This window comes from Paenibacillus brasilensis, assembly GCF_009363115.1.
In the GTDB taxonomy this organism is placed as follows: Bacteria; Bacillota; Bacilli; order Paenibacillales; family Paenibacillaceae; genus Paenibacillus; species Paenibacillus brasilensis.
Map to the genome: position 1 here is coordinate 1,153,027 of NZ_CP045298.1, position 25,848 is coordinate 1,178,874.

The 25,848-nt window shown below is 46.8% G+C and carries 23 protein-coding genes and 1 riboswitch; of the genes, 4 read left to right on the forward strand and 19 right to left on the reverse strand.

The window, feature by feature from the left end; genetic code table 11:
- Nucleotides 1-75: 75 nt before the first annotated feature.
- The 9 genes from GCU48_RS05340 to GCU48_RS05385 form a co-directional block, all read right to left on the reverse strand.
- Nucleotides 76-885 (reverse strand): Cof-type HAD-IIB family hydrolase, encoded by an 810-nt coding sequence (locus GCU48_RS05340; RefSeq protein ID WP_152379322.1) that lies wholly within the window; start codon nt 883-885, stop codon nt 76-78.
- A 38-nt stretch (nt 886-923) separates the two neighbouring features.
- Nucleotides 924-1,658 (reverse strand): DeoR/GlpR family DNA-binding transcription regulator, encoded by a 735-nt coding sequence (locus GCU48_RS05345; protein WP_152379323.1) that lies wholly within the window; start codon nt 1,656-1,658, stop codon nt 924-926.
- Nucleotides 1,659-2,176: 518 nt separating this feature from the next.
- A complete protein-coding gene (locus tag GCU48_RS05355; protein ID WP_152379324.1) occupies nt 2,177-2,803 on the reverse strand; it encodes a GNAT family N-acetyltransferase in 627 nt (208 codons plus the stop codon).
- Nucleotides 2,804-2,857: 54 nt separating this feature from the next.
- Entirely contained in the window at nt 2,858-3,598 is a 741-nt protein-coding gene (locus tag GCU48_RS05360) for a metallophosphoesterase family protein (RefSeq protein WP_025717455.1), read from the reverse strand.
- A gap of 74 nt (nt 3,599-3,672) precedes the next feature.
- Entirely contained in the window at nt 3,673-4,617 is a 945-nt protein-coding gene (locus GCU48_RS05365) for a metallophosphoesterase (RefSeq protein WP_152379325.1), read from the reverse strand.
- A 66-nt stretch (nt 4,618-4,683) separates the two neighbouring features.
- Nucleotides 4,684-5,493, reverse strand: a complete 810-nt coding sequence (locus GCU48_RS05370) for an AAC(3) family N-acetyltransferase (RefSeq protein ID WP_152379326.1) — start codon at nt 5,491-5,493, stop codon at nt 4,684-4,686.
- Nucleotides 5,494-5,661: 168 nt separating this feature from the next.
- Nucleotides 5,662-6,429: a succinate dehydrogenase iron-sulfur subunit gene (sdhB, locus tag GCU48_RS05375; protein WP_152379327.1), complete on the reverse strand. Its 768-nt coding sequence runs from the start codon at nt 6,427-6,429 to the stop codon at nt 5,662-5,664.
- Between the two features lie 21 nt (nt 6,430-6,450).
- Nucleotides 6,451-8,196: a succinate dehydrogenase flavoprotein subunit gene (gene sdhA / locus GCU48_RS05380; protein ID WP_152379328.1), complete on the reverse strand. Its 1,746-nt coding sequence runs from the start codon at nt 8,194-8,196 to the stop codon at nt 6,451-6,453.
- 107 nt (nt 8,197-8,303) lie between these two features.
- On the reverse strand, nt 8,304-8,978 hold the full coding sequence (locus tag GCU48_RS05385; protein ID WP_152379329.1) for a succinate dehydrogenase cytochrome b558 subunit: 675 nt from the start codon (nt 8,976-8,978) through the stop codon (nt 8,304-8,306).
- Between the two features lie 226 nt (nt 8,979-9,204).
- Here GCU48_RS05385 and GCU48_RS05390 point away from each other — a divergent pair, with 226 nt between their 5' ends.
- A complete protein-coding gene (locus tag GCU48_RS05390; protein ID WP_025717449.1) occupies nt 9,205-10,110 on the forward strand; it encodes a LysR family transcriptional regulator in 906 nt (301 codons plus the stop codon).
- A 5-nt stretch (nt 10,111-10,115) separates the two neighbouring features.
- On the opposite strand, the gene GCU48_RS05395 is transcribed toward GCU48_RS05390, so the two are convergent.
- Both GCU48_RS05395 and GCU48_RS05400 read right to left on the reverse strand, forming a co-directional pair.
- A complete protein-coding gene (locus tag GCU48_RS05395; protein ID WP_152379330.1) occupies nt 10,116-10,793 on the reverse strand; it encodes a potassium channel family protein in 678 nt (225 codons plus the stop codon).
- Nucleotides 10,794-10,810: 17 nt separating this feature from the next.
- Complete coding sequence (locus GCU48_RS05400; protein ID WP_152379331.1) at nt 10,811-12,151, reverse strand: TrkH family potassium uptake protein; 1,341 nt, start codon at nt 12,149-12,151, stop codon at nt 10,811-10,813.
- 52 nt (nt 12,152-12,203) lie between these two features.
- On the opposite strand from GCU48_RS05400, the gene GCU48_RS05405 reads away from it, so the two are divergent.
- Entirely contained in the window at nt 12,204-12,410 is a 207-nt protein-coding gene (locus tag GCU48_RS05405) for a hypothetical protein (protein WP_152379332.1), read from the forward strand.
- Between the two features lie 170 nt (nt 12,411-12,580).
- A riboswitch (cyclic di-AMP (ydaO/yuaA leader) is annotated at nt 12,581-12,730 on the reverse strand.
- A gap of 262 nt (nt 12,731-12,992) precedes the next feature.
- On the forward strand, nt 12,993-14,723 hold the full coding sequence (locus GCU48_RS05415) for a CPBP family intramembrane glutamic endopeptidase (RefSeq protein WP_152379333.1): 1,731 nt from the start codon (nt 12,993-12,995) through the stop codon (nt 14,721-14,723).
- On the opposite strand, the gene uvrC is transcribed toward GCU48_RS05415, so the two are convergent.
- From uvrC to GCU48_RS05435, 4 genes are all read right to left on the reverse strand, one after another.
- Nucleotides 14,692-16,659 (reverse strand): excinuclease ABC subunit UvrC, encoded by a 1,968-nt coding sequence (gene uvrC / locus GCU48_RS05420; RefSeq protein WP_152379334.1) that lies wholly within the window; start codon nt 16,657-16,659, stop codon nt 14,692-14,694. The two genes, GCU48_RS05415 and uvrC, sit on opposite strands and share 32 nt — an antisense overlap.
- A gap of 155 nt (nt 16,660-16,814) precedes the next feature.
- Entirely contained in the window at nt 16,815-17,132 is a 318-nt protein-coding gene (gene trxA / locus GCU48_RS05425) for a thioredoxin (protein WP_007431909.1), read from the reverse strand.
- Nucleotides 17,133-17,257: 125 nt separating this feature from the next.
- On the reverse strand, nt 17,258-18,205 hold the full coding sequence (gene dnaI, locus GCU48_RS05430; protein WP_152379335.1) for a primosomal protein DnaI: 948 nt from the start codon (nt 18,203-18,205) through the stop codon (nt 17,258-17,260).
- Between the two features lie 262 nt (nt 18,206-18,467).
- Nucleotides 18,468-19,985: a replication initiation and membrane attachment family protein gene (locus tag GCU48_RS05435; RefSeq protein ID WP_152379336.1), complete on the reverse strand. Its 1,518-nt coding sequence runs from the start codon at nt 19,983-19,985 to the stop codon at nt 18,468-18,470.
- Nucleotides 19,986-20,331: 346 nt separating this feature from the next.
- On the opposite strand from GCU48_RS05435, the gene hemQ reads away from it, so the two are divergent.
- On the forward strand, nt 20,332-21,111 hold the full coding sequence (gene hemQ / locus GCU48_RS05440; protein WP_152379337.1) for a hydrogen peroxide-dependent heme synthase: 780 nt from the start codon (nt 20,332-20,334) through the stop codon (nt 21,109-21,111).
- Between the two features lie 190 nt (nt 21,112-21,301).
- On the opposite strand, the gene GCU48_RS05445 is transcribed toward hemQ, so the two are convergent.
- The 4 genes from GCU48_RS05445 to GCU48_RS05460 all read right to left on the reverse strand — a co-directional run bounded on the left by GCU48_RS05445 (nt 21,302) and on the right by GCU48_RS05460 (nt 25,751).
- Nucleotides 21,302-22,465, reverse strand: coding sequence for an ABC transporter permease (locus GCU48_RS05445; protein ID WP_152379338.1), 1,164 nt, complete (start codon nt 22,463-22,465; stop codon nt 21,302-21,304).
- Nucleotides 22,462-23,799, reverse strand: a complete 1,338-nt coding sequence (locus GCU48_RS05450; RefSeq protein WP_152379339.1) for an HlyD family secretion protein — start codon at nt 23,797-23,799, stop codon at nt 22,462-22,464. Before GCU48_RS05450 ends, GCU48_RS05445 begins: the two co-directional genes overlap by 4 nt.
- A 118-nt stretch (nt 23,800-23,917) precedes the next feature.
- Nucleotides 23,918-24,379 (reverse strand): MarR family winged helix-turn-helix transcriptional regulator, encoded by a 462-nt coding sequence (locus tag GCU48_RS05455; protein ID WP_370881031.1) that lies wholly within the window; start codon nt 24,377-24,379, stop codon nt 23,918-23,920.
- A 181-nt stretch (nt 24,380-24,560) separates the two neighbouring features.
- The gene (locus GCU48_RS05460; protein ID WP_152379341.1) at nt 24,561-25,751 is read right to left on the reverse strand and encodes an NAD(P)/FAD-dependent oxidoreductase; all 1,191 of its coding nucleotides are present in this window, start codon (nt 25,749-25,751) and stop codon (nt 24,561-24,563) included.
- Nucleotides 25,752-25,848 lie beyond the last annotated feature (97 nt).

Genomic DNA, 25,848 nt, shown 5'->3' on the forward strand with positions numbered 1-25,848 from the left:
AACGCTGTTGCAACGGGATTCTCTGGATTGTATAAGCCCTTTAAGGGTAGAATCCCATTGCAAAGGCGAACGCCTTTAACTGATAACGTTCTCTGCTAAACTCAAACTTAATCCTTCTTCATCATTGCTGGATGTCACTTGGTTTGCATACTTTTTAACTTCATCAGGCGCATTTCCCATTGCGATGCCCAGCCCTGCAAATTTCAGCATATCAATATCATTGAAATTATCGCCGATTGCCATGATTTCTTCCTTCTTTAGATTATAATGGCTGATGATCTGCTGAATTGCTTTAGATTTGGATGCATCTCCAGACATAATTTCCAGATACGTGTCTTTTGATTTGTAGATGGTTAGAGCAGTGTTGTCTTTCTTTAATACTTCCTCAAGCTGTTCGATTTGTTCAGCCGGACCCATACAGAGAATTTTATGCACTTCAGAATTTGTGTTTATGAAGGTTTTAAGGTTAGCCTGAGTAGGCTGAGCCCCTGTGATATCTTGCTCTTGAACAACCCATTCGTCTTGCGGATTTTCAACAACCCATTGATCATGGCTGTAGATGTTAATTTGAATGTTGGAAAATTTGCTTTTTACAGTCTCATAAATGCCAATAACATTCTCTGGGGGCAAGCTTTTGCTGAGAATAGTTGTGTTACTCCTACAGTCTATTACCAGGGAACCACTGTAGCAAATAATGGGTGAATTGATTTCCAATTCTTTTTGGAGTGGCAAGATTCCACTTGGCATTCTGGCAGAAACAAGGACAAATGGAATACCTAGGTTTGTTGCTTTTTGGACTGCAAGCTTGGTCTTCTCGGTTATAACATGATTTGAATTAATTAAAGTCCCGTCTATGTCACTGAAAACTGCTTTTATCTTTGTCATATTAGCCCCCCTCGAAATAATCTTTGACTGTCTTCCCTTCATTTAATAAGCCTGATCTCAATGTTATTCTCCTCAAAAATCTTTCTAAAGCTATCTGGTGGCTTTTCATTTGTAATGATCATGTCAATATCACTAAAATCAATCCCTTTATAGGAACTGATTTGATTAAATTTCCGTGAATCCGCCAACAGAATAACCTCTTTCGATCGTTTTGCTACTACATCTTTGATGACCGCGTCTTCAAGATTTGAAAAATAGATGCCATCCTTTAAAATACCAGCTGCACCCAGAAAAACTTTATCAAAGTAAATATCATTTAACTGAGATGCCACTTGAACATCGAAAAAAAAGCGATTTTCATGATTAAACTTTCCACCTAACAGGCATATATCGACCTTATTGTTGTTAGATAGAGCTTCTGCATTATCAAGGGAATGCGTATACACTGTAGAGCTTGTATTGAGATGATCACAAAGAAATTTTACTGTCGTTGAGACGTCCAGAAAGCAAAGGTCGCCTTTGTTGATATAAGAGGCAGCTATTTTTCCAATTTCATATTTATCTTCAGAAGAAGCATCAACTCTTTCCTTATATGCTTTTATTTTGTCCTTCAACTGGGGTAGAGCAATACCTCCATGAGTTCGTATCGCGGTACCTTCATCCACTAATTTAATGAAATCCCGCCGCGCAGTGTCTCTGGAAATACCGAGCATATCGCATATTTCCTGATTCGAAATCATTTTTTCTTCCTGAAGCCTTTCAAGAATTTTCACTAACCGTTCTTCTTGATAAATAAGTATCACCTCCATACATCAATTATAAGCATTATTGCACGATTTGTTAAGCGATATTAAGCATTTTTTTTGCAGGTAACATATATTTATTGCCTCATATCCTTTGCAGCCAAGATTTCGTCTTCTCTTTATAATAAAAACAAGCCCATAAGGAGTGATTCAGGAACGGGAAAAATACTGGTACTGACTCCATTCGGTATTGAGCAATCGTGGTACACATGGATACGACCAAAGCACAGTCAGAGGGGTATTCGTTTATATCCCTACATGAATGGCTTCCAGAATTGGTAACCAGCTTGAACCGTTCCTATGAATCATAGGAAGCGCCTCTGATGGCAGGTAGGGCAATAAAAACACAAAAAAAGAGGACCCGAAGCTTCGGGTCCCAGCAACATATATTATTCAAAAGGGGGTCATGTCTGTATTGTACCCGTCCTGTGTTAGAGTTGTTTTGCAGTTATATTTCATCTTTGTAACAAAATATTCCTCTTCCATTTCTACGCATAATCCCCTTGGGTAATCGAGAACACCAATACACTCGGTACCTCTCCTGAAGGATCATAGGAACGAATGCTGCGGAGCAAACGCAGCTTATTTTTGACCAGCACACGCACGGAAGCCTGGTTATCCTCTTGGCAACGACCTTCAATTCGCCTGAGCTTCAAAGATTCGAAACCAAATTTCAGCATCACTTCCACGATCTCTGTAGCCAGTCCCTGTCCCCAAAATGGACGATCTAAAATATAGCCTAGCTTCGCCTCACCCGTACCCTCATTCCACTGCTGAAACGAAGCGATACCGAGCAACTGTGAAGAGGGAAATCCCTTGGCTATCTCGGCATCATCTGATGCATCCACTCCGTTATCTGCGCGTGTATCTCCTCTATGCCATTCCACCGCAAAGTGCAGGGAATCCAGAGAATCCCCAGCTACTTTGATCTGGGCAACCAGACGCCGCATTCGTACGTAGACGGGCTTGCGAATCCGATTTACGTATCGGATTACTAAAGGATCGGACAGCATCCGCTCCAATGCAGGATAATCCTCCGCTCTTAGCTGGCGTAATCGGACACGGTGGGTGTAAAGCTCCGGCAGCCCCAAACGAAGCATTTCTTTAGTCAGCACAATGATCCCTCCTGCGGAGATAGATTGGCTTGTTGGAATGAGCGTTTTTCACACTTAATCCAGATCCTGAATTCCCCGGTAAATGCCTGTGCGCAACTCACGAATATAATACGACAGAGAAGGGACATCTGCTTCCTCCGCTTGTTTTACCGCCAGTTCTATATCGTAAGGTACGCGTACAAACTGAATGGAAAAAGGAGTAGCTTGCTCTTCTCCCAGATTTCCTTCCAGAATACAGTACGAAGCCTGAGTGACATCCAGCGGATTCCCGACGCTTCCGACATTAAATAGCGTCTTCCCCTGAAAATGCTGGATAAAGGCATTGTGTACATCTCCATAACCCACCACATCCGGAGCAAAAGCGTCCTTTTCATTCTCCTCAGCCAACGGATCAAACATAGCTAATCTTTTTTCCGGCTCATCCCAAGGCTGTACGCGGTGATACACACTTTGGGGCGAAGCATGCACCAGACGGATACGATGACCGCTCATCCCGAAATCATAGTGAAACGGTAACTGTGCCAGATACTGTACTCGCTCTTTACCCAAGCGCTCGGCTTGCCAGCTAAAATTGAGATCATCGGTAATGCTGACCAGCTCATCCCAATTCCCCCGCACGACAATTTCACAATGCTGACGGACTGCATCCAGAACCTCGCACGGGCTAGGCCCTTTGCCGATCAGATCCCCCAAACAAAATACACGGCTAATACCTCGGGAAGCAATATCCTCCAGTACCGCCTCACAGGCAGGCCAATTGCCATGAATATCTGAAATGACAGCAATACGCTCCATCTGAATCTCACTCCTTTGTCCGAGACAGCTACATCTTCTACACTACATTCAAACCTTCTTTATGTAGTTCCAGTCTATTGACCAGATTTTAGCGTAATGACACTCAGCTCCGGCCTGCACAGCACACGAATCGGCAGATGTGTCATACCAATCCCCCTGCTGACATAAAGAGGCATCCTGCTTGCTCCTACATGAAATAATCCCTGGATGTACTTGCGTCCACCCGGAGGCGGCATTAGTGCTCCGATGACAGGCAAACGCACCTGTCCTCCATGCGTATGCCCCGACAGTTGAAGATCAAAGGACATTCGGGCCGCCACGTCCGCATAATCCGGCTCATGCATCAGCAACAGCTTGCACATCTCATCAGGAAGTCCATGAACGGCACGCCGCGGATTAGGTTTTCCCATAATGCTATCCTCTAAACCCACCATTGCCACACGCTGTCCAGCGCGTTCCACAATCACATGCTCGTTTCGCAGCAACGTAAATCCAGTCTTCGGGTATAATTCCTGTACTCCGGCTGGTAAGCCTCTATAATCATGATTGCCCAAAATAGCGAATTTGCCAAGAGTGGCGTACATGGAAGCCATAATCGGAACAGCAGCCTTCATGGATATCGCATAATCATCCACAATATCGCCTGTAAAACAGAGCAAATCCGGCTCCAGTCCGGCAATCCGGTCAGCAAGCTCGCGCAGGTCCTGCTCATCCATATGAAAGCCCAAGTGCACATCACTGAAATGTACAACTCTGATACCGTCAAAAGCAGCCGGTAGACGGGGCAGAGACAAGGTGAAGCGTGTAATTTCCAAATGATTAGGCTCCCATAAGGAAGCGTATCCTCCAGCCAAAAGTGCGGTTCCCGCTGTGGCTAAAGCCGCTTTTTTCAAAAAACGGCGGCGCGAAGGATTGGCTGGCTCATTAGAAGTGGAGCGCCGCGAAGAACCGGGAGGGATTGCGGCCTCTTTGCAAGGATCATCCTGACTCTCGCGGCGGGTTTGCGGCGTCTTCTCCATATGCGTGCCCCCTTGCTATCTATTCCTCTAGCTTATTATTGAGAAATTTTCACTCCCTCGGAAGCTTTAACGATTGGTGGACAACCACTGTACCCCATAATCTACCAAATCGCGTTGCCTTGCAAAAAAGCATGAAGCCTCTCCGATGTTGACCCGTGTAAAGCACTTAGGACAATCCCGTTCAAAATCATATCCCAGCTGCTCGAAATCATCGGAGGTAATATTATAATCCTCATAAGTGACCCACACTTTGGCTCCATCCACTATTATGGGGGCTTGATGGGTGATTTTTTCACGTCCGTTGTACGTTGCTCGATATTCCGCCAAATGCAAAGACGTATTGCTGTCATGTCGGCAGCCCAGGAGCAGCACGCAGGCATCTGCCTCGTACAGCTTCGCCAGCGGCGAATGCTCACCCAGTCCATAGTCGAGCTGGTGATCTGCCAGTAATTCCGAAGCTGCAGGTCCACGCGCCGCCAAGGAAACATGCGGATGCCTGCTACGCTCTGTTCCCGGTAGACCGCGGAACGTTTCTACAATGACCCCCATGCCCCCGGTCAGCGTCCAAGTCGGATCATAAGCGGGCATTTCCTCGCGTACAAGTTCCCACCATGACTCATCCAAAGGCGGGTTCATCCAGGTCGACGGATCAGTCAAGTCATGAGACTGTGTCGGCATGACCAGCGTTCCTTCCGGGCCAATCGCTTCCGTCAATGCCGCAAGAATGGCGGAGGCCCCGCCTGGAACAAAGCGTCCGAAGCTGCGCATCGACGAATGAACAAGCAGCGTCATACCGCTGCGAACCCCCAGCTCCTTTAATCCTTTCATTACATCCGACCTGGTAACGGGTCGATTCGTTATCATTTGCACAGTCACCTGTCCAGCCTCCATTTCTCCAAAAACGATACACAATACCATAATTATACCATAAGTGCTATACTACTCTCCTCCCTCATGCTCCCTCCATCTCTTATGAACACAAAAACAGGCTTTCTCCGATGGGAAAAAGCCTGTTTTGATTTGAATGACATATTACTGGTCGGGCTATACAGTCAGCCAACGCTTGAACATATGTTTTGTCGTTTGCTTGTTCATTTCAGCAATGGAGGTTGTCAATGGAATGCCTTTCGGGCAAGAACGTACGCAGTTTTGTGAATTACCACAGCCCTCCAGCCCATCGTCTGTCATCAATGCATCCAGCCGCTCCTCCTGATTCATTTCCCCTGTCGGGTGGCTGTTAAACAGGCGAACCTGAGATATCGCCGCAGGTCCAATGAACGTTGTCTTCTCGTTGACATTTGGGCAAGCCTCCAGGCAAACCCCACAGGTCATGCATTTGGACAGTTCATACGCCCATTGACGCTTTTTCTCCGCCATTCTGGGACCAGGGCCCAGATCGTAGGTGCCGTCAATCGGAATCCATGCTTTGACCTTCTTGAGTGCGTTAAACATCCGGCTGCGGTCGATGATCAAATCCCGCACAACCGGGAATGTGCTCATCGGTGCAATCGTAATCGGCTGCTCCAGCTTATCTACAAGCGCGGCACAGGCCTGACGCGGCTTGCCGTTAATTACCATGGAGCAGGCTCCGCATACTTCCTCCAGACAGTTCGACTCCCAGCATACCGGGGCGGTCTCTTTGCCATGGCTGTCTACCGGGTTGCGCTGAATTTCCATCAGTGCGCTAATCACATTCATGCCCGGGCGATAAGGTAATTCGAATTCTTCCGTATAGGAATTGGAGTTAGGATCATTCTGACGGGTCACAACGAACTTCACTGTTTTATTCGATTTCACTGCTTGCTCCGACATCTAAAATACACTCCCTTCTATTTATTTGTTCTTGGAATAATCCCGAATACGCGGCTTGATCAGTGAGACGTCAACCGGTTCATACGAAATTTGTGGTCCTTCCGGTGTCCATTCCGCAATGGTTGTTTTCAGGAACTCCTCATCGTTACGATCCGGGAAGTCCGGCTTGTAGTGAGCCCCACGGCTTTCGTTGCGCAGCAGCGCCCCCTTGGTCATCGCTTCAGCCAGCTCCATCATATTCCACAGCTGGCGTGTAAAGGCCGCACCCGCATTGTTCCAGCGTGAAGCATCATTGATGTTAATGTTGGCATAACGCTCCTTCAGCTCTTTGATCTTTTGGATTGTAGCTTCCAGCTTGTCGTTATAACGAACCACCGTCATATTGTTCGTCATCCACTCACCCAGCTCTTTATGAAGGACATAGGCATTTTCTTTCCCGTTCATATGCAAAATACGCTCGTACTTCTCCGACTGCTGTTTTACCGCCGCATCGAACACGGAGGAAGCTACATCCTGTGCGGACTTTTTGATGCCCTTAATGTATTCCACAGCCTTCGGTCCAGCCACCATCCCGCCGTAAATAGCTGACAACAACGAATTTGCGCCCAAACGGTTCGCTCCGTGATATTGGAATTCACATTCTCCAGCGGCAAACAGCCCCGGTATATTCGTCATCTGATTGTAATCGACCCACATGCCGCCCATTGAATAATGCACAGCCGGGAAAATTTTCATCGGGATTTTACGCGGATCGTCACCGACGAATTTTTCATAAATTTCAATAATACCGCCCAGCTTCACGTCCAGCTCTTTCGGGTCCTTGTGGGACAAATCGAGATATACCATATTCTCGCCATTAATGCCGAGCCCTTCATCGACGCATACGCTGAATATTTCACGTGTCGCAATATCGCGTGGAACCAGATTTCCATAAGCCGGATACTTTTCCTCGAGGAAATACCACGGCTTGCCGTCTTTGTACGTCCAAATACGGCCACCCTCTCCCCGTGCCGACTCAGACATCAGACGCAGCTTGTCATCGCCCGGTATAGCCGTCGGATGAATCTGGATAAATTCACCATTCGCATAGCGTACACCCTGCTGATACACCGCACCGGCAGCCGTGCCGGTATTAATCACGGAATTCGTGGTTTTGCCGAAAATAATGCCGGGACCACCCGATGCCAAAATAACGGCATCCGCCGCAAAAGTTTTCACTTCCATCGTGCGTAAATCCTGCGCACAAATGCCTCGACAGATCCCTTCATCATCCAGTACCGCCTGTAAAAACTCCCAGTTTTCATATTTGGTCACCAAGCCCTCGGATTCCCAGCGCCGAACTTGCTCATCCAGAGCATACAGAAGCTGCTGGCCGGTCGTTGCTCCAGCAAAGGCTGTCCGATGATGCTGAGTACCGCCAAAGCGACGAAAATCCAGCAATCCTTCCGGTGTCCGGTTAAACATGACACCCATACGGTCCATGAGATGGATAATCCCCGGAGCCGCTTCACACATTGCTTTTACCGGGGGCTGGTTGGCCAGAAAATCCCCGCCATAGACCGAATCATCAAAATGAATCCAGGGTGAGTCTCCCTCGCCCTTGGTATTCACTGCCCCGTTGATGCCGCCTTGAGCACAAACGGAGTGGGATCTTTTTACCGGAACCAAAGAAAATAAATGAACGTGAACTCCTGCCTCTGCCGCCTTGATCGTAGCCATCAGACCCGCCAGACCGCCGCCCACGACAATAATGTTGGATGCTGCCATTTCTGCTCACTCCTTTTTTTCAGGATTTTAGCCAAATCCTCTCTTACGATTGGAAATAGCATCTGCAAACGATGTAATGCAAATGATATATCATGTGAATTCGTTTTTTACAGTAGCTGTTGAATAGCGCTGCATTGCACCAAAGCGGTGGCCGTTTCCTGGAATTCCGCGCTGCGGAATGCCAACAGGGAAGCGATGAAACCGATAGACACCACCACGAACAGGGTCATGCAAATATAGGAGGATACCTTTTGCGCACGCGGTCCCACTGTGATCCCCCAACTGACCATAAATGCCCACAGTCCGTTAGCAAAGTGAAAGGATGCCGACACAACGCTGATTAAATACAAAATAAAATAAACCGGGTTCGTTACAATGCCATGCATTACACCGCCCAGTTCCTCATGTGTTACATTGCCCAGTGCCACCTGGATGCGCGTGTCAAACACGTGCCAGATAATGAACACGAACGTAATAACGCCGGAAATACGCTGGAACAGAAAGCGCCAGTTGCGCGAATAGCCAAAATTTTTGACATTCGGATCAGCCTGGTAAGCGATATACAAGCCATAAATTCCGTGGAATAGCAATGGCAAGTAAATGAATAATGTTTCAAGCACAATCATCAGCGGCAAACCATTCAGGAAGGCCACGCTGCGGTTGAACCCTTCCTTCCCGCTCTCCACTGCAGTGAAGTTCGTCACCAAATGCTCAACAAAAAAAAGAGCCAGCGGAATGACGCCAAGAAGTGAATGCAGCTTTCTGGAATAAAATCCTCTCATCTAGGTAATGCTCCCTTCTCCTAATAATAGCGTTTTCAATAGTAATATAACATATAAAATGACAGATCCCGACAGGAAATGTCCAACAAGGTGCCCCTTAAAAGGAAAAACTAAAGTGTGAACATCTTGTGTCGCTTTTATGTTACTCCTTTTCGGCTTATAATGGAATTGCAATATACGTATTAATTATTATGTCTTTTTTGCATATAGAGAGGAAGTGGATGATATGTTTGAGGATTTGAACGCCTTTGCCGTCATTGTGGAGCAATCCAGCTTGAATAAAGCCTCCAAACTGCTTAATCTCTCCCAGCCTGCCCTGTCCCGTAAAATCGCCAAGCTGGAGGAAGAACTGGGTGTACTGCTCTTTGATCGAAGGGGCAAACGGCTCGAAATTACGTCAACAGGACGGTTTGTATATACCTTCGCGCTGGAGCAGCGGCAACGACAGCTCCGCTTTTTGCAAAAGCTGTCCCGGCACAAGAACGAAGCCCAGAGCATGCTCACCCTGGGTGCAAGTCTCACGACACTCCAAACGACGCTGCCCACCCTCGTTGAAGCTTTCATGAGCAAGCATCCCCAAACCGAGCTGAAGCTGCTCACAGGCAAAACCCATGAAATCGTCGCTTTTGTACGCGACAAAAAAGCAGACGCCGGGGTTGTCGGGTCTGCCATTCATGAGGCCGGGCTGCGTTGCATTCCGCTATTTGATGATCACTTGGAGCTGGTCGTTCCGATCGGACATGAATTAACAGCCAGAGCAGGAACGGTCTCAATGAAAGACCTGCAAGGATTGCCGATGATTATTTTTTCCAAAGGAACCTGGTATCGCAGCTTGACAGATGACTTGTTCCAGCGCAGCGGCATTATGCCCGATATCCGGATGGAAATCGACTCCTTCGAGGCCATTGTACGCTTGCTTCCAACCTGTAAGGCTTCGGCGTTGCTGCCCAAATCCTATTTGCGCAGCGAACTGCTGCGGGATAATGGACTCACTGCGCTGTACTTGCCCGACTTGAAGGAGACACGCCGAACGACCTCTCTCATTTATTCGGAGACGGCAGATCTCAGCTCGACAGCGCGAAGCTGGATTAGTGAGACACGTGCCTCATTTGCAGGCTATCGTATGGTGTAGTAGGGCTAGCCCTCTTCATTGACGTTAACGACCTCATCCTCGAAGCGGGCGATATTGTCATTGGAACCGATGATGACCATAATATCGCCTGCTTTTAGCCGATCCATAGCCGTTGGTGCAATGAGAATACCGTTAGCCGTATGAAGCGCTACAATACTGCAGCCAAAGCGGGTACGGGCATTCAGCTCTGATAACGTTTTACCATTGAGACATCCAGGTACATTGAGCTCCACAATGCTGTATTCTTTGGATAACTCCAAATAGTCGAGCAAATTAGGCGTAACCAGCTGGTGGGCCACTCGTATCCCCATATCCCGTTCAGGATAAATGACGCGATCTACACCGAGCTTTTCCAACGCCCGTCCGTGCAGAATAGATATAGCTTTCGCTACGACTTTTCTCACACCCAGCTCCTTCAGCAATATGGCGGTCAGAATGCTTACCTGAATGTCATCTCCAATAGCAACAATACCGCAATCGAAATTACGGATACCCAGTGACCGCAAAGAATCCTCATCGGTAGCATCGGCTACGACAGTATGCGTCAGCATCTCACTCATACTGTCTACAACGTCCTCGTTCCGGTCGATGCCAAGTACCTCGCACCCCATGTCCACCAATTGCAAAGCCAGGCTTGAGCCAAATCGTCCCAAGCCAATAACTACAAACTGCTGCGTTTTCATATTACTCGAAAACTCCCTTATCCTATAATCATTTTGCCTTCCGGATGCCGGTATAATTCCTTACCCTTTTTGGGGCCCAGTGCATAAGCCAGCGTGAGCGGGCCGAGTCGGCCTGCAAACATCGTCAGGGTAATGATCAGCTTACCGATAACTGTCAAATCAGGTGTAAGCCCCATCGACAGTCCCACCGTTCCAAAGGCAGACACTGTTTCGAACAAAATCATCAGAAAATGATGATCTTCGGTTGCCGATAAAATCATCGTTACCCCGATCACGAACAACAGCCCCAGCAAAGTTATGGTCAAAGCTTTGTAAATTCGTGCTTGTGCAAGCCGATACTTGAACAATACAATATCTTCCCGGCCTCGCAGCATGGAAAACACTGCTCCAATGAGCAGCGCAAACGTTGTCGTCTTAATCCCGCCCCCAGTTGAGCCAGGGGAAGCCCCTATGAACATTAATATAATGATGAAAAATTGCGTAGCCTGCCGCAAGCCTGCGATGTCCAGCGTATTAGCACCAGCGGTACGAGGGGTTACCGACTGGAATAATGATCCCAGTAGCTTGCCTCCCCAATTCAACGAGCCTAATGTTTTCGGATTCGTAAACTCAAAAACAAAGATGACGAGGGTACCGACTATAATCAGTACAGCGGTCATGCTAAGTACGACCTTGGTATGCAAGGACAGTCTCTTGCGTTTGCGATATTCTGCCAGATCCGACATCACCACAAAGCCAATGCCTCCCGAGATAATCAAAAACATAGCTGTAAAATTAACAACGGGATCATATACATAACCTGTCAGGCTGCAAAAGTGACCGAATAAATCAAACCCAGCATTGTTAAACATGGAAATCGCATGCCAGATTCCAAAATAAATCGCCCTGCCTACAGGCATATCAAAAGACCAGCGAACGGCAAATATCGTAGCGCACACGCCCTCAATGACCAGCGAATACAATAAAACTTTACGGATCAAGCCGACGATTCCCTCTACAGAGGTCTGATTCATCGCTTCCTGCAAAATGAGGCGCTCCCGCAAAGAGATGCGACGCTTGAACACCAGCGCGATCAGGGTCGCCATGGTCATAAAACCAAGACCGCCGACCTGAATGAGCGCAACGATCACCACCTGACCAAAGGTCGTAAAAAAGGTCCCCGTGTCCTTAACAACAAGCCCTGTGACACAGGTCGCAGAGGCCGCTGTAAATAAAGCGTCTACAAACGCAAGCGGCTTCCCCGTTGTATTTGAAAAGGGTAGCATTAACAATAAACTGCCTATCAGTATGATAACGGCAAAGCCTGCAACAAATATCTGTGGTGGAGAAAGCCGAAACCATCTTGCATTGGGGTCCATGAAATCATCACTTCTCCTACTTGGTGAATTATGAGCATGGAGATCGCTCCGGGTGCAGATTGTTCCTCCGCTACTGCCAGCTCATAAAATCACCAATCTCTATTCAGTTTCTTTTAGAGAAAACAGAAAAGTATCCGCAAAGCGGGATACTTTTGCCTTTCAATACTCACTACTTCATACCTCACTACCTTATGAAACGTTTGGTGACTTTAAGGCGGGCAGCAGCGCAGCGGTCCATTTGAATCTGGAGAAGCGGTAGCGCTCGCCTTTGCCTCTGAATTTTAACCTTATCAAGGTAAAGAAAATCAAAAAATTCAGGGGCAACAGCGATCGGAAGATCAAATGGAACGCGGAGCGGTCCTTAACTCAGCAAACTTTTACTCACACTTATACACACAAAAAAAGACACCGGAAAACCGAGTGCCTGACTGGGTTCCTGTTCACAGCCTACGAGGTTAGCTGACGGATTCGGGCAGTACAGTATGCCCTATTCACACGTCCGGTGCAAGACCGGCTGTAAAATTCACCCCAGTAACATGGTTCCCCCGTTTTCCTATGGAAATTCGGCTCAAATGTATAGCGTTACCTATTGTTTTATAGGCATTGCCTCAAGATTATAATCCTTCTGTATCCAGATCACAAAACCGATTTCGTCGAAAAAACGTTAATTTGGCTTTATTTTGCGAATAGGTAGCGTTTAATCGCAGTTTATCTTATTTTATTGAAACTTTAGGATGCTTTCACTCCATTTTCATGAATATCACAGCTGTGTTGGCGGGAACCTGTGCAGTATGGTATCTTTAATGGATGCTTACTTATTTACATATTAAGGAGGAAACTCATGAATCCTATCGGGAAACCGGTCGTGCTCTCGGCCAATTTCAAAAGATTAGGCTTGTTGGGCGGGATTGGCCTGGTTTGCTTTTTTATCTTTCAATTGCTTATTCCCGCGCTTAGCAATCCAAGTTCGGAATCATTGATGAACACAGCGACGATCAGCAAACAAGAAGCGGTTATACACGCATTAGAATTCGCCCGCTCCGAGCTGAGCTATACGGAATCACCGTCAGAAAAGCCTGTCGTCACCTATCAGGCAGAAACGGATTTGTACGGTTATTTATCCAGAGAAAAACTGCTTCAACAGTACGACCGTACATGGAAAAAAAGCTACCCTTATGAAACTTTTCGAGTCGATCTTGCTGATCCTTCTACGAAGGGCAAATTGCAAATTCATGTGGATTTATCGACCGGGAAAGTTGTTAGCTTTAAACGAGTGACCTCCAGTACCAATTACACACAAGCCGATATTTCTACGGATAAGCAAGCTCGCAGCAGGCTGATACGTGTGGCTGAGGGCGACATGACGCTTGAAGCAAAAGAGCAAGCGGCGTCCGTATGGGTCAAACGCTTTGGCTTTAAGCCATCGGACTTGAAGCTCGCAACCAGCGAAGGGGAGGGGGGATTAAGCTATACTGTAGTCGGTAAACAAATCGGCTCCTCGGTACTTACACTGGCGTTTACTTTTGAAGACGGGGATGTTCGCTCGTTCACACAGAGCTTTTCTGCTCCATCGTCCTATACCGATTATGTCAACAAGCAAACGTACTGGGCGAACTGGATGACCTATGCGGGTTATGCCTTGTTTAGCTTAGTATTGGGCATACTCGCGATCGTGTACGCATCACTCACACGGCGCCATACTTCCTTCGTACGCGGTATTGTTCTGTCCGTTGTGTATTTTGTTGCTACCATAGCGGGGACGTTGAACATGCTGCCTTTATTACAAGCAGAAGCAGGCAGTAAGGGAATGCTTATATTTCTGATGATTTTCCAGATTGGTGTTTCCCTCGCTATGGCCGTAGCACTCTACTTCTCCCTGGTCGGCGGTGACGGACTCATGCGTCAGGTTGGACTGAATGCATGGCCACGTGCCAAAGAGCCGGGCTACGGGCTGTATGTGCTTCGCAGTATGTATGTCGGCTACTTGTGGGCCTTTATATTGCTCGGAGTACAATCCATTTTGTTCTTTGTGCTGGAACGCACACTCAATACGTTCTCCACAACAGATGCCACGCAATCTCCTTACAACATGGCTTATCCGTGGCTGCTGCCGATTATGGCTTGGATGGCAGGTATTGGAGAGGAGGCCGTATATCGTCTGTTCGGTATTCCAATGGTGAAAAAAATAGTGAGAAACACTTTTGTCGCTTGCCTGATCACCACGCTCATATGGGCACTGGGACATACACTGTATCCAATCTATCCGGTGATTTCCAGACCGATTGAGCTGACCTTCATCGGATTGTTGTTCAGCTTTGTGTTCCTGCGTTACGGCTTTATCGCCGCCATGTTCAGCCACGTTATTTTTGACAGCATTCTCATGGGCTTTAGTGTGATGAGTTTGGGAGATACCGTGAACCTGAGCGCAGGTTTGTTCTGGATCTTACTTCCAGCCATTGTGGGTTACGTTATTTACTGGTTTAGTCCAAAAAAGCCTAATCGAATCATGTTTGAGCCTGTGAAAAAAGAGGAGCCGTATTCTACGACTCCTCCTCCCGAAGGGCAGCTATAATTTGACGCGCAAGCTTATCACCAATAGAGAGAGGCCGGAAGTCTTCGACGCTGGCCTCTCTTATTTTTTTAAGGGACCCAAAATGCTTCAGCAGCAGCTTGCGCCGCTTCTCGCCAATGCCCGGAATGGAGTCCAGACGGGACGTTACCATTGATTTGCCACGTTGCTCCCGGTGGAATGTAATCGCAAAACGGTGAACCTCGTCCTGAATCCGTTGCAGCAGATAAAATTCTTCGCTATTACGTGCTAATTTCACAGCCTCATTGGATTCTCCCACCAGTAGCTGGGAAGTTCTATGCTTAGCATCCTTCACGAGACCACACACCGGAATGAATAAACCCAGCTCATTTTCCAGCACATCGGTCGCTGCCTTAATTTGCCCACGTCCACCATCGACAACAATCAGATCGGGACGCTCCAGATTCTCCTTCAGCACACGTTCATATCGGCGCCGAATAACCTCACGCATCGTTTCATAGTCATCTGGCCCCTGCACAGAACGGATTTTATATTTCCGATACTCTTTTTTGGCAGGCTTGCCGTCAATAAACACAATCATGGCCGATACAGGGTCAGAGCCTTGTATGTTGGAGTTATCAAATGCCTCCACCCGGTGCAAGCGATCCAGTCCAATCGCACGTCCCAGATTGCTTGCAGCCTTGGTTGTCCGCTCCTCGTCGCGTTCAATCAGCTTGAACTTCTCATCCAAAGCGACACGTGCATTTTCCGTTGCCATCTCCGTCATTTGTTTCTTTAGCCCACGCTGTGGTACATACACCTTTACATCCAGCCATTCAGCCAGAGCAAGAGCCGCCGTAGCCGGTTCCTCGAGTCCACCGGAAAGTTGGGCTTCTATTTCTGGATGTGCTGCCTCCGCATAAGAAGCTCGTTCTTCAGCCACCAGCAATGTGTCGGCAGAATTCTCTGCATTCTGTGCAGCCTGTTCCGTCTGCCTTACCAGCTTGGGTGTATCCGGCAGCAAAATTTCCTGTGGTACTGCGGGATTATCACTGTAATATTGCGTCACATAGGACATAAAATCGCTGTAAGCCTCGCCGTAGAAAGGAAAAGTCGACATATGCCGTTCGATCATTTTACCCTTGCGAACATATAGAATCTGCACACACATCCAGCCCTTGTCTACCGAAAACCCAAACACATCGCGATCCTTGGCATCAGAGGTTGTAATTTTCTGCTTTTCCATCATGGCGTCAATACTGATAATTTGATCCCGCAGCTCCTTGGCACGCTCAAAGTACAGCTCCTCTGCGGCCTCCTGCATTTTACGCTGAAGATCTTTTTTAATTTCCTCATGTCCCCCGCTCAAAAAGGAACCGATCTCCTGACCAATCTGGTCATACGTTTCCTTATCGACCTCTTTCACACAAGGTCCCAAGCATTGATGCATGTGATAATACAGGCATACTTCCTTGGGCATCACACCGCACTTGCGTAAAGGATACATGCGATCCAGCAGCTTCTTCGTCTGATGTGCCGCGTAGGAGTTGGGATAAGGTCCAAAATACTTTGCTTTATCTTTCAGAACGCGTCGGGTCACCTCCAGCTTGGGGTGGGCCTCGTTCGTAATTTTCAAATACGGAAAGGTTTTATCATCCTTCAGCAGCACGTTATAGCGTGGCTGATACTTTTTAATCAGGTTGCACTCCAGAATGAGCGCCTCCATATTACTGGCTGTTACGATATATTCAAAATCACGGATGTCGGCAACCAGTCGCTGCGTCTTGCCGTTATGGCTACCTGTAAAATAGGAACGGACCCGGTTTTTCAGCACTTTGGCCTTGCCGACATAAATGATGGTGCCTTCGCCGTTCTTCATCAGATAACACCCCGATGCATCCGGCAGTAATGCTAATTTATGCCGTATGTTCTCCAGCGCCTTCTCCTGATCGTGCAAGTCCTCCGCATAAGATTTCATCTGCCCGGTTCCTCCTTCCATTCTTAAATGACTTCTAACTACGTTATAATTATACAGGAATAATACACAAAAACGCCCCCGGTATATTCAACCGGAGGCATTGACCATTCATGCCGCTCCCAGACCCCCGCAGGAGCATGGGTCACGTGCAATGATTATTGGTGTTTGGTAAGCATGTTTTTCAGCGCTTCTTTTGAGTTCAGACCTACAACTTTATCAACAGGCTGTCCGTCTTTGAAGACGATCAGGGTAGGAATGCTCATAACACCGAAACGGGAAGCAGACTCTGGATTTTCATCCACGTTCACTTTCGCGATTTTGACGCTATCGCCAACCTCTGTGGACAGATCCTCCAGAATAGGAGCGATCATTTTGCAAGGACCGCACCATGGCGCCCAAAAATCAACCAAAACGGTTCCTGTGCCTTCGACTTCTGCGTTGAAGGATTGATCGGACACGTTAACAATTGCCATTGTATGTTCCTCCTTTATAGAAAAGTCAAGATTATTATAACCTGTAATGTCTTTTTCGACACCTTTTAAGTATATCACAATAGTTTTTTAATTGTAAGATATCAAAATAGCGGACAGATGTCCCCTTACCCGCGCTGGTTTTTCCCCTTCACAGCAATGACATCTACAAAAGGACGAATCCGGTCCATTAAACGTTGTCCCTTGTACATTTCCTCTCCATCCTTGCTCGTAAAGCTGAGATGCTTCTCCAGTCCTTCCAACGTATAATTGGAGGTATAGAAAGTAGGCTTGCGGTTCATTCGGTAATTCAAAATAGAGCCCATTACATGATCCCGTACCCAAGGGCTTAAATTTTCCGCTCCAATATCGTCAAATACGAGCAGGTCACAATTTTTTAGCATTTCAGTCGTTTCCTTCAATCTCTGCCCATCCTGAAACATGGACTTTAAGTCCTCTACAAAATCAGGCATATACACGATCACACCGTTCAGCCCGAGCAAAGCCAGCTCGTGCAATAAGTATCCCATTAAGAAGGTTTTTCCCGTACCAAACGTACCTTCGAGATATAGTCCTTTTTTTAATAAACCCTGACTCTTGGTTTCTTCAATATAACGGAATACCTGATTAACAGCAGGCACTCGTTGCAAATCCTTGCGCGCAATTTCAACAGCATTATATCCTTCCAACAGTGCGCGCTCGTCCACATAAAAGCTTTTAATTCGCTGACGCACCCGTTGTTCATGCTGGGAAGCAACCAGCTTGGCGCACGGGGTGCGAATGTCCACGATTTCCGCTGTTCCATTCGGATATTCTACACCCAGCTTGCAAAAGTGACCCTGAAAATCGTTAGGACACCGTTCCAGCCCCGGGCAATTGTCACAATTTCGACGATCCCGGGCATACTGAAAGAGCATGCTCATATTGAGTCGCAATTGCGCTTCATCCACATCAGGATGCGCATTGCAAAATTCCCGCACCAGTGGATCATTGAGTACCTGATCGGCCACATTGCGCGTGCGCTGGCGGAACGAAGGGTTCTGCATCTGCTGTAACAAATCGCCCAGTGATTCCAAGAACACTCCTCCTTTCTAAAATGTGCGGAGTTATGGAGGGGGAGACGCTTCGCGTGCAGATTGTTCTTCCGATTGCTGTTATCCCCGGATTTTTCCTATTGAAATAGGGATTTAAAGGTTAAAATCCGGGGATAAAGGCAAACGCTTCGCTTCTTCAGAACAATTCTGCCCGCTCCGCTGCCGACCGCCATAAAGTCGACACATATTTGAATTGGCTTCGCTTAATAAGTTAAGGACTAAAAACTTAACACCTTAAAATCCACTACACCTTCTTCTGTTTACCCGATTGCATACGTTCGGCCAGCCGCAGCAGTTCATCCAGTTCTTCCTCGGATACGGATTCCTCGGAAGGCTGATCCTGTACGATCGGAATGGATGGCTTGGCAGAGCCATTATTTTTGCCATATGAGCGGGTGCGGCCGCCGGAAGTAGAAGCAGCGGACTGTTTTCCCTTTACCTTGGCTTGATCCCGTATATATTGAACGGCTTTTTCATAAGTATTTACCTGCTTTAGCAGCATGTTGGATGCAACGGCCTCGACAAAATTACGGTTGATCCGCTGATCACTCCCCGACACGAGCAGGGACATCAAGTAATGAATAAGTACGTTGATGACTTCACCGGGCAGCTTATAGCTGATATCAATTTTTTCGAATATATCCAGCAGGTTGCCGGGAACTGTGCCGGGAAAAAAGGTTTGCAGCAAACGGCGATAAGGCTCGTTGCGCAACATCATATTATATTGATGAATGTCACACTTGGCTGTGAACTGTGGTGGCACCTCCACATAAAACTCCATTTCAACCGCCTGCTCTGCGGGCGGCTCTTCAGGTATAGAAGCTTCCCTCTGACGTAAAGCAACCACCTTGGCAGCCTGCACCTGCTGTTCCTCCTGCCGCTTCCGATCCTGTCTGGATTGTTGGCTAGCCCGAAGCTGAAGCTCGTCCAGCAGTAAATCGCCAGCTTCGGTAAAAATACCGTCCTCATCCAGCAAGCGGCTGATGTCCTGTACCGATAGACCAAATTTGCGGACAACGTAATTCACCATGCCTAACTGCTCATGCTCAAAACGCAGACGCTCCACGTGCTTGCGATTGACAGACTCACGCGGAAAGCGAAGAATGATGTCTGCATAGTTCAGCGCTTCTTCCGTTTCTGACATCAATGCCCCAGTCTGACGGCCTGTCGACACTTCAGACAGCGCCTGCTCCAGCTCATAATCTATAACATGGGTGTTTAGTTCAAACAGCTCATAAAACGGAACCGAAATATTCTCTTTATTATAGGAAGATTGCGACCACTCGCTAGATTCTCTGCTCCATAACGACTCTCTCAGAGAAAGCACCGCAAACTTACCGATTTTGTCTCTCAACAAAAGGGTAAGATGCTGCGTTCTGAAAAATTCGGCAGGTGCAAGCGGCGGCTGCATCTCATATTCATACATATAGTCGTCCGTTTCCGGTGCATACAGCCTAGACGTCTGTAGCAGACCGACAGCCTCCAGCTTGGAGGTCTGTTCAATCAAATACTTGCGTCCCTTCTCACTCGGCTCCAGTCCCAGTGTCAAAAAAAGACGACGCTGCTGCTCCAGCGGCGAATAACCGATCTGTCCGGCTGGCACATGCTGGAACAACAGTCGATATAGACTGACCGCAAATGCACCTACCATCGGCTGATAGACGCTTCCCAGCATCAATTCATCCAGTGCGCTCAAGCCAAATTCCCGATAAACGCAGTAGCGGTGGTTCTCAGTATAGTGCAGCAGGTTTTTCATCCGCATCCCAATATTCTTCCTTTCCTGACATAACGGTCTCCAAGATGTTTTTCTATTCTATCATACTTGCCCTCTACTGGGACCAACAAAATAAGGGCAATTGTTCTCCATTTTGGCAGCCGTATTCGTCTGTGTTCTCCTTTTTTCGTGAATACTAACTATTTTATGACTTTGTGACCTGCATCACGGCAAAAATAAAATTCTTCACACTTCTTTCATTGGTGAAAAGCTTTGCTTTGAGCTACAATAGAATGGTTAAGCATTACCGATTTGGATACCAACAAAATAGATTGAAGCACACATCTTTCGGCTGTGCCGATTATCATTTACAGATTGCAAAGGAGTGTAGATCGTGAATCAACATCAACCTCAACAAACCCCGGCAACACCTAACGAAGTAACCTCCACACTGGAAGGCTGGTATGCGCTTCACGATTTCCGGTCCATCAACTGGACGGAATGGAAAACGGCAGACGATGAGGAACGCGCTGGAGCGTTGGACGAGCTTCAAGAATTTATGAATGAATGGAACGTGACCGAAGAAGCGGGTCTGGGTAGCTCTGCTGTCTATACGATCGTTGGACAAAAAGCGGATTTCGTTATGATGCATCTGCGTGAAACGCTGGAAGACCTCAATAAGCTGGAAAACGATTTTAATAAAACAACCTTCGCCAAATATACAACTAAAACCTACTCATATGTGAGCGTAGTAGAACTGAGCAACTATTTGAGCAAGGATGAAGATCCAATGCAAAATCCGCAAATCGTCGCTCGCTTGAAGCCTGTTTTGAACAAGGCCCGTTATATTTGTTTCTATCCGATGAACAAAAAACGTGATCTGAACGACAACTGGTACATGCTTTCAATGGACGAGCGCCGCACCCTGATGCGCAGCCACGGTTTGATCGGACGCAGTTATGCTGGCAAGGTGAAGCAAATCATTTCCGGTTCCGTTGGCTTTGACGATTGGGAATGGGGGGTAACGCTGTTCTCCGACGACGCCCTTCAATTCAAAAAGCTAATCTACGAAATGCGTTTTGACGAAGTTAGTGCCCGTTACGGGGAATTTGGCTCCTTCTATGTAGGCAGTGTGTTGAACGAAGAAACATTCGAAGACATGCTGAAGCTGTAAAGCATAAACGTCGAAACCATTTTGCAACACCCAATCAAGGATTTCGTGAATTCCCGCTTTCGGGACACGGAATCCTTTTTTATCAACCTCAAAGCCATGAAAGAAGAGAATAGGCCCCCTCACGGGCGCCTCAAAATTTATATTTGTATTATTAACAAGATAGCAACCCAAGTGATTATAGCTGTGATTATTATAGCACAGGCTCCACCACTGCAGATGTATCCTCGCTTTTTGCCAGCTTTCTTTTCTCCAGAGCGATCTGAATAAAAATAACAAGCAACAGACCACTTAACAAGATCAAAAAGCCGCCAAGCTGAGGAATAAAATATTTCAGGCTTCCCCCTTTAAATCCCAGTCCTCTCAAAAACTTGAAATGCCAGGTCAATGGGAGAATATTACTAACATATTGCAGCGATGTAGGCAGCATAGCTACTGGCAATTGAGCACCGCTGAGCAAGAACGAAGGCATTAAAATCAGTATGAGACGCGAAGAGGCTTTTCCCGGATTCGCTGCACTCCACCCCAAAGCCATCGCAAACAAGCTCAGACTAATCGTGTACAGTAGAAACGGAATACTGATCTGCCATACATTCGCTTCAAACCGAAGTCCGCCAATCTGCTTGAGCAAACCAATGGACAAGTAAAAGGACACACATGCTACTAACGCATATGGTAGCACCCTTAGAATCAAACCGGATGAATGCTGTAGCTCTTCTTTTAATCTGCCTTGCTCCCGTAAACGCGGGACAATGGTCAGTGCAGCAGCACCCATCAGTGAAATCATGACCGTATTCATGAATCCTATAACCGAAGTCATCAATGTAGCATTGGTGGGATTATACAGCAGACGCTGCTGGAGTAGCATGTTGGAAGTAAGACCTGTTACCTGGCTGTCACTCATCCCCATGCCCTTCAAACCACCACCAGCCAGTGTTGCATTCTCCGTGGCAATGATCTCTGTGACCGCCGAACGCAGATTCCCTGTGGCCTGACCTACTGTGTTATCTACATAAAAGCCGATGTTGCTCTGAACCCCTTTAATCCTGTTTTCCTCTAGCCCTGCCGGAAGATAAATCACTGCAAGAAACCTCTCATTATATAGAAGTAAATTCGGATCGATTTCATTCTCTTGCACATAGCGTACGTCAATATACTGGGATGCATCCAATTTATTAATAAGCTGTCGGCTATAATTGCTATGATCTAAATCGACTACGGCGACAGGGGCATCATTCAGCTGATTGTTTTTAAAAACATACCCAAGGGATCCCGCTACCAGAATTGGGACGAGCAGCATAACGAATACCAGCTTGCCGCTGATCAATAGCTTCCATTCTTCTATAAACGCCTTCATTTCGTCACAACCTCTACCGTCATTCCAGGTAACAATTCAGATGTTCGAGGGACATCAACCCGCACTTGGAAGGAGCTAATATCCGACAAGCCTTTATCCCGGCTCATTCTCATGTTGGTATACTGCGGAGCAGAGGTAATGTATCTCACCTTGCCTTGAATATCTTTATTTAAAGCTACGACGTGCGAAGTCACTTTTCCCCCTGCTTTAAACTGCGAGATGGAATCCTCATCCACATAAATATCGTAGTATAGCTGATTGGTTTCAATTACGACGCCCGTTGCCCCTGTCGCAACGATTTCACCCATCTTGGGTACAATGCGGGACACTTTACCATCTGTAGATGCCCTCAACACCATGCGTCCGCGCTGCAATTCCAAGGTTTTGAGTTGAACGCTTAATGCCTGCTTTTGTTGAGCCAGAAGATCTACGTTATATTCACTATTCTTGACATCTCTTCGCGTTTGCGAGGTTTGATTCAGGGCTTCCTTGGCCTTTTCTGTTTTGATACGTGCCTGTTGACGTTCCTCAGCGGTTGCACCTGCCTCCATTTTGTCCAAAGCGGTTTGCTGCTGAGCGATACCATTTTGAGCAATGTCGGATTGCTTGCTGGCGGCAGTAATCTGATTATTCGCAATCTCAACCTGATCCTTAGCTGTGGCTAACGCAATTTGGGCATTATCCAATTGGTTTTTGGCATTATCTAGCTCTGCTTTGGTCCCGGCACCGGCATTATACAACGCTTGAACACGGTTGTAATTCACTTGGGCCAAGTCAAGAGCCTCTTGCCTGGATGCTACTGTCTTTTGTGCGATCTCCGCATTTGTTTTAGCTGTCTTTACTCCTGTCAGAGCTGCATCCAACGATTGCTGTGCTGCTTCAATCGCCAGCTTTTGTTTTTGGATGTCCTCTACACGTGTACCTTCGTTCAATAAGGATTCTCCGGCTTCCGCAGCCTGAATATCCAATTGTCCCTGTTTTTCTGAATTTGAAATTTTCTCAGACTGATTTTGCAAGCCGTCTTTAGCCTGCTTTATTTTCACATCAGCCTGCGCGATATCTGTTTTTAATTTCTCAATCTGCAGGTTCTGGTCCACAGGATCCAGGGTCATGAGCACATCCCCTTTTTTCACCTGTTGTTCCTCCTTCACCTCAATGGTATTCACTCTTCCCCCTACGCCCTGAAAAGCGACATTTACGGTATCTGCGGCAAGCAGCGTGTTTTTTTGTTGGGCTGCCACACTCACAGCGTCCTTGCCGCTCATTGCCATCAGCGTACCTCCAGTACCTAATGCGACAACAAGTAGAATGTACACGATGATCTTTTTATTCATTGCAGTAAACTCTCCTTCATGATGATTTAGCCAATAATCGCTGAGAAATGATAGTTTTAAAAAAACTAATAAGCAATCTGATAGTACGACGTCTAACTATTGCTGCTGGGAGAGTTAATTATTCCCGTTTTATCCGTTCAAGACCTGAGGAAAGCTTCTGTAATAACGTAGTAAAATAAATATGATCTTCCTGCGTAAATTCACTCATTAAATCAGCAAAAAGCAGAGTAAACTTCGGAATTTTTTCCGTCATTAACTTTTTTCCTTTATCAGTCAAGGAGATCGCGGTCATACGTCGATCCGTCAGCGTACTTCGCCGGACCAGACCGTCCCGTTCCAGCTTATCAATTACACTCGTTATCGTTGATCGTGTAACCCCGGAATACTCAGCCAACTCTGACGGAGTCAACGAACGGTCATACAAAAACAAATAAATTAAAATTTTCAGGTTTCCGACAGATAATCCGTATTCGCACAACAGGGAGGATACACCATTGTAAATCTCATGAGATGTCTGCATAAAAAGGACGAGCGTGCTCAAGGATTGAGGGTCCAGATTGGGAAATTTGTCAGACAACATTTTTACTTTATTAGGGTAATGCTTGAAATTAAATTCAGAATCCAACGTTAAGGACCTCCTATGTATTTCGCAACCATACTATAAGACGCCGTATAGTTATAAGTCAATACTTTTTTTTCTATTGATCTAGACTAAAAAGGCCTTCAAGCTCCTGTACAGGACCGTGAAGACCTTTTCTGCTCTAGAAAAATCGTCCCTTTTTCAGCACTAGCGGAATCCCGCCAATGATGAACAGATAGCGGAGATCCACGATTTTTTTCAGCTGTGCTGCGACCCAGCCTTTTATTTTGCGTTTGCCCACCACTGCAACAGCCTCGCCTTTTCCAAGCGAAGCAACGGTCCCTTTATTGGAAAATACGAATTTGTGCAGCTCCTTTTTACGCAGGGTGGCTGCCAGATTCTTGGCACAGACTACCCCTTGCTGCATCGCAATTTGGGCTGTTGGTGGATAGGGGCGCCCTTCAGGATTAAGCATCAGGGAGCTGTCCCCGATAATAAAAATGCCATCGTGCCCTGGTGCACGTAGAAAATCGTCGATTTTCACCCTTCCACGCATCACTTCGAATCCGGCTTTCTCAATCAATCCGTTTCCACGGATACCTCCCGTCCAGACCACCGTGCAGGCTTCGATTTTCTCACCCTCACCCACGATTACGCCATCCTCCAGGCATTCCTTAATGGGAATTCCGATACGGAAGTTAACCCCCTTGCGTTTAAGCACATCCATTGCATATTCCACCAGCTCTGGGTCAAATCCCGGTAATGCCGTAGGAGCCGCCTCAACATTAATAATTTGAATCCGATTAAAATCAATGTCATAAGCTTTTGCCAGCTGTGGCAGACGATCCGCCAGCTCCGCAATGAATTCGATGCCGCTGAAGCCGGCGCCACCTACTACAAAGTTTAGCCGACCGGGTTTACCGTCATTTTTGTACAAAGCGAGTTGGTATTCAATATGCTCACGAATCAAGCGAACAGAGTTAATACTACGGATCGTCAGCGCGAACTTATCCATTCCTGGAATACCGAATGTTTCCGGCTCCCCTCCCAGCCCAATCACCAAGTAATCGTAGGATAACGAACCATCCTCAAGCACGATTTTTTTCTCTTTTGGCAGGATTTCCTTCACCGTTCCTTTGACTAAATCCACCTTGAACTCATCTATTAGCTGCGAAATTGGAATCCTTGAATGCTCAATCGTATCCGTACCTGCCGCAGGCATGTGGAGATGTGTCGTAATGTAGTGGTAATCATGACGATTAATCAGTGTGACGTTCGCCTCATTATGCTTGAGCTCCTTTTGCAATTGCTGAGCTGTTAAAATACCGCCATATCCCGCACCAACAATCACAATTTTGGGAATATTGCTCATATTCCTACCCCTTCCGGTATATTAATCATTAAATATTCAAGCTTTTCTCTTAAAACAGGTTTTATACACGCAGGAATTGTTCATCAAATTTTAATCG

Excerpts from the sequence above, each read along its gene's own strand:
- GCU48_RS05340 (WP_152379322.1), bottom strand. The coding sequence starts at position 885 with ATGACAAAGATAAAAGCAGTTTTCAGTGACATAGACGGGACTTTAATT.
- GCU48_RS05360 (WP_025717455.1), bottom strand. The coding sequence starts at position 3,598 with ATGGAGCGTATTGCTGTCATTTCAGATATTCATGGCAATTGGCCTGCC.
- GCU48_RS05365 (WP_152379325.1), bottom strand. The coding sequence starts at position 4,617 with ATGGAGAAGACGCCGCAAACCCGCCGCGAGAGTCAGGATGATCCTTGC.
- sdhB (WP_152379327.1), bottom strand. The coding sequence starts at position 6,429 with ATGTCGGAGCAAGCAGTGAAATCGAATAAAACAGTGAAGTTCGTTGTG.
- sdhA (WP_152379328.1), bottom strand. The coding sequence starts at position 8,196 with ATGGCAGCATCCAACATTATTGTCGTGGGCGGCGGTCTGGCGGGTCTG.
- GCU48_RS05385 (WP_152379329.1), bottom strand. The coding sequence starts at position 8,978 with ATGAGAGGATTTTATTCCAGAAAGCTGCATTCACTTCTTGGCGTCATT.
- GCU48_RS05390 (WP_025717449.1), top strand. The coding sequence starts at position 9,205 with ATGTTTGAGGATTTGAACGCCTTTGCCGTCATTGTGGAGCAATCCAGC.
- GCU48_RS05395 (WP_152379330.1), bottom strand. The coding sequence starts at position 10,793 with ATGAAAACGCAGCAGTTTGTAGTTATTGGCTTGGGACGATTTGGCTCA.
- GCU48_RS05400 (WP_152379331.1), bottom strand. The coding sequence starts at position 12,151 with ATGGACCCCAATGCAAGATGGTTTCGGCTTTCTCCACCACAGATATTT.
- GCU48_RS05415 (WP_152379333.1), top strand. The coding sequence starts at position 12,993 with ATGAATCCTATCGGGAAACCGGTCGTGCTCTCGGCCAATTTCAAAAGA.
- uvrC (WP_152379334.1), bottom strand. The coding sequence starts at position 16,659 with ATGAAATCTTATGCGGAGGACTTGCACGATCAGGAGAAGGCGCTGGAG.
- trxA (WP_007431909.1), bottom strand. The coding sequence starts at position 17,132 with ATGGCAATTGTTAACGTGTCCGATCAATCCTTCAACGCAGAAGTCGAA.
- GCU48_RS05435 (WP_152379336.1), bottom strand. The coding sequence starts at position 19,985 with ATGCGGATGAAAAACCTGCTGCACTATACTGAGAACCACCGCTACTGC.
- GCU48_RS05445 (WP_152379338.1), bottom strand. The coding sequence starts at position 22,465 with ATGAAGGCGTTTATAGAAGAATGGAAGCTATTGATCAGCGGCAAGCTG.
- GCU48_RS05450 (WP_152379339.1), bottom strand. The coding sequence starts at position 23,799 with ATGAATAAAAAGATCATCGTGTACATTCTACTTGTTGTCGCATTAGGT.
- GCU48_RS05455 (WP_370881031.1), bottom strand. The coding sequence starts at position 24,379 with ATGTTGTCTGACAAATTTCCCAATCTGGACCCTCAATCCTTGAGCACG.
- GCU48_RS05460 (WP_152379341.1), bottom strand. The coding sequence starts at position 25,751 with ATGAGCAATATTCCCAAAATTGTGATTGTTGGTGCGGGATATGGCGGT.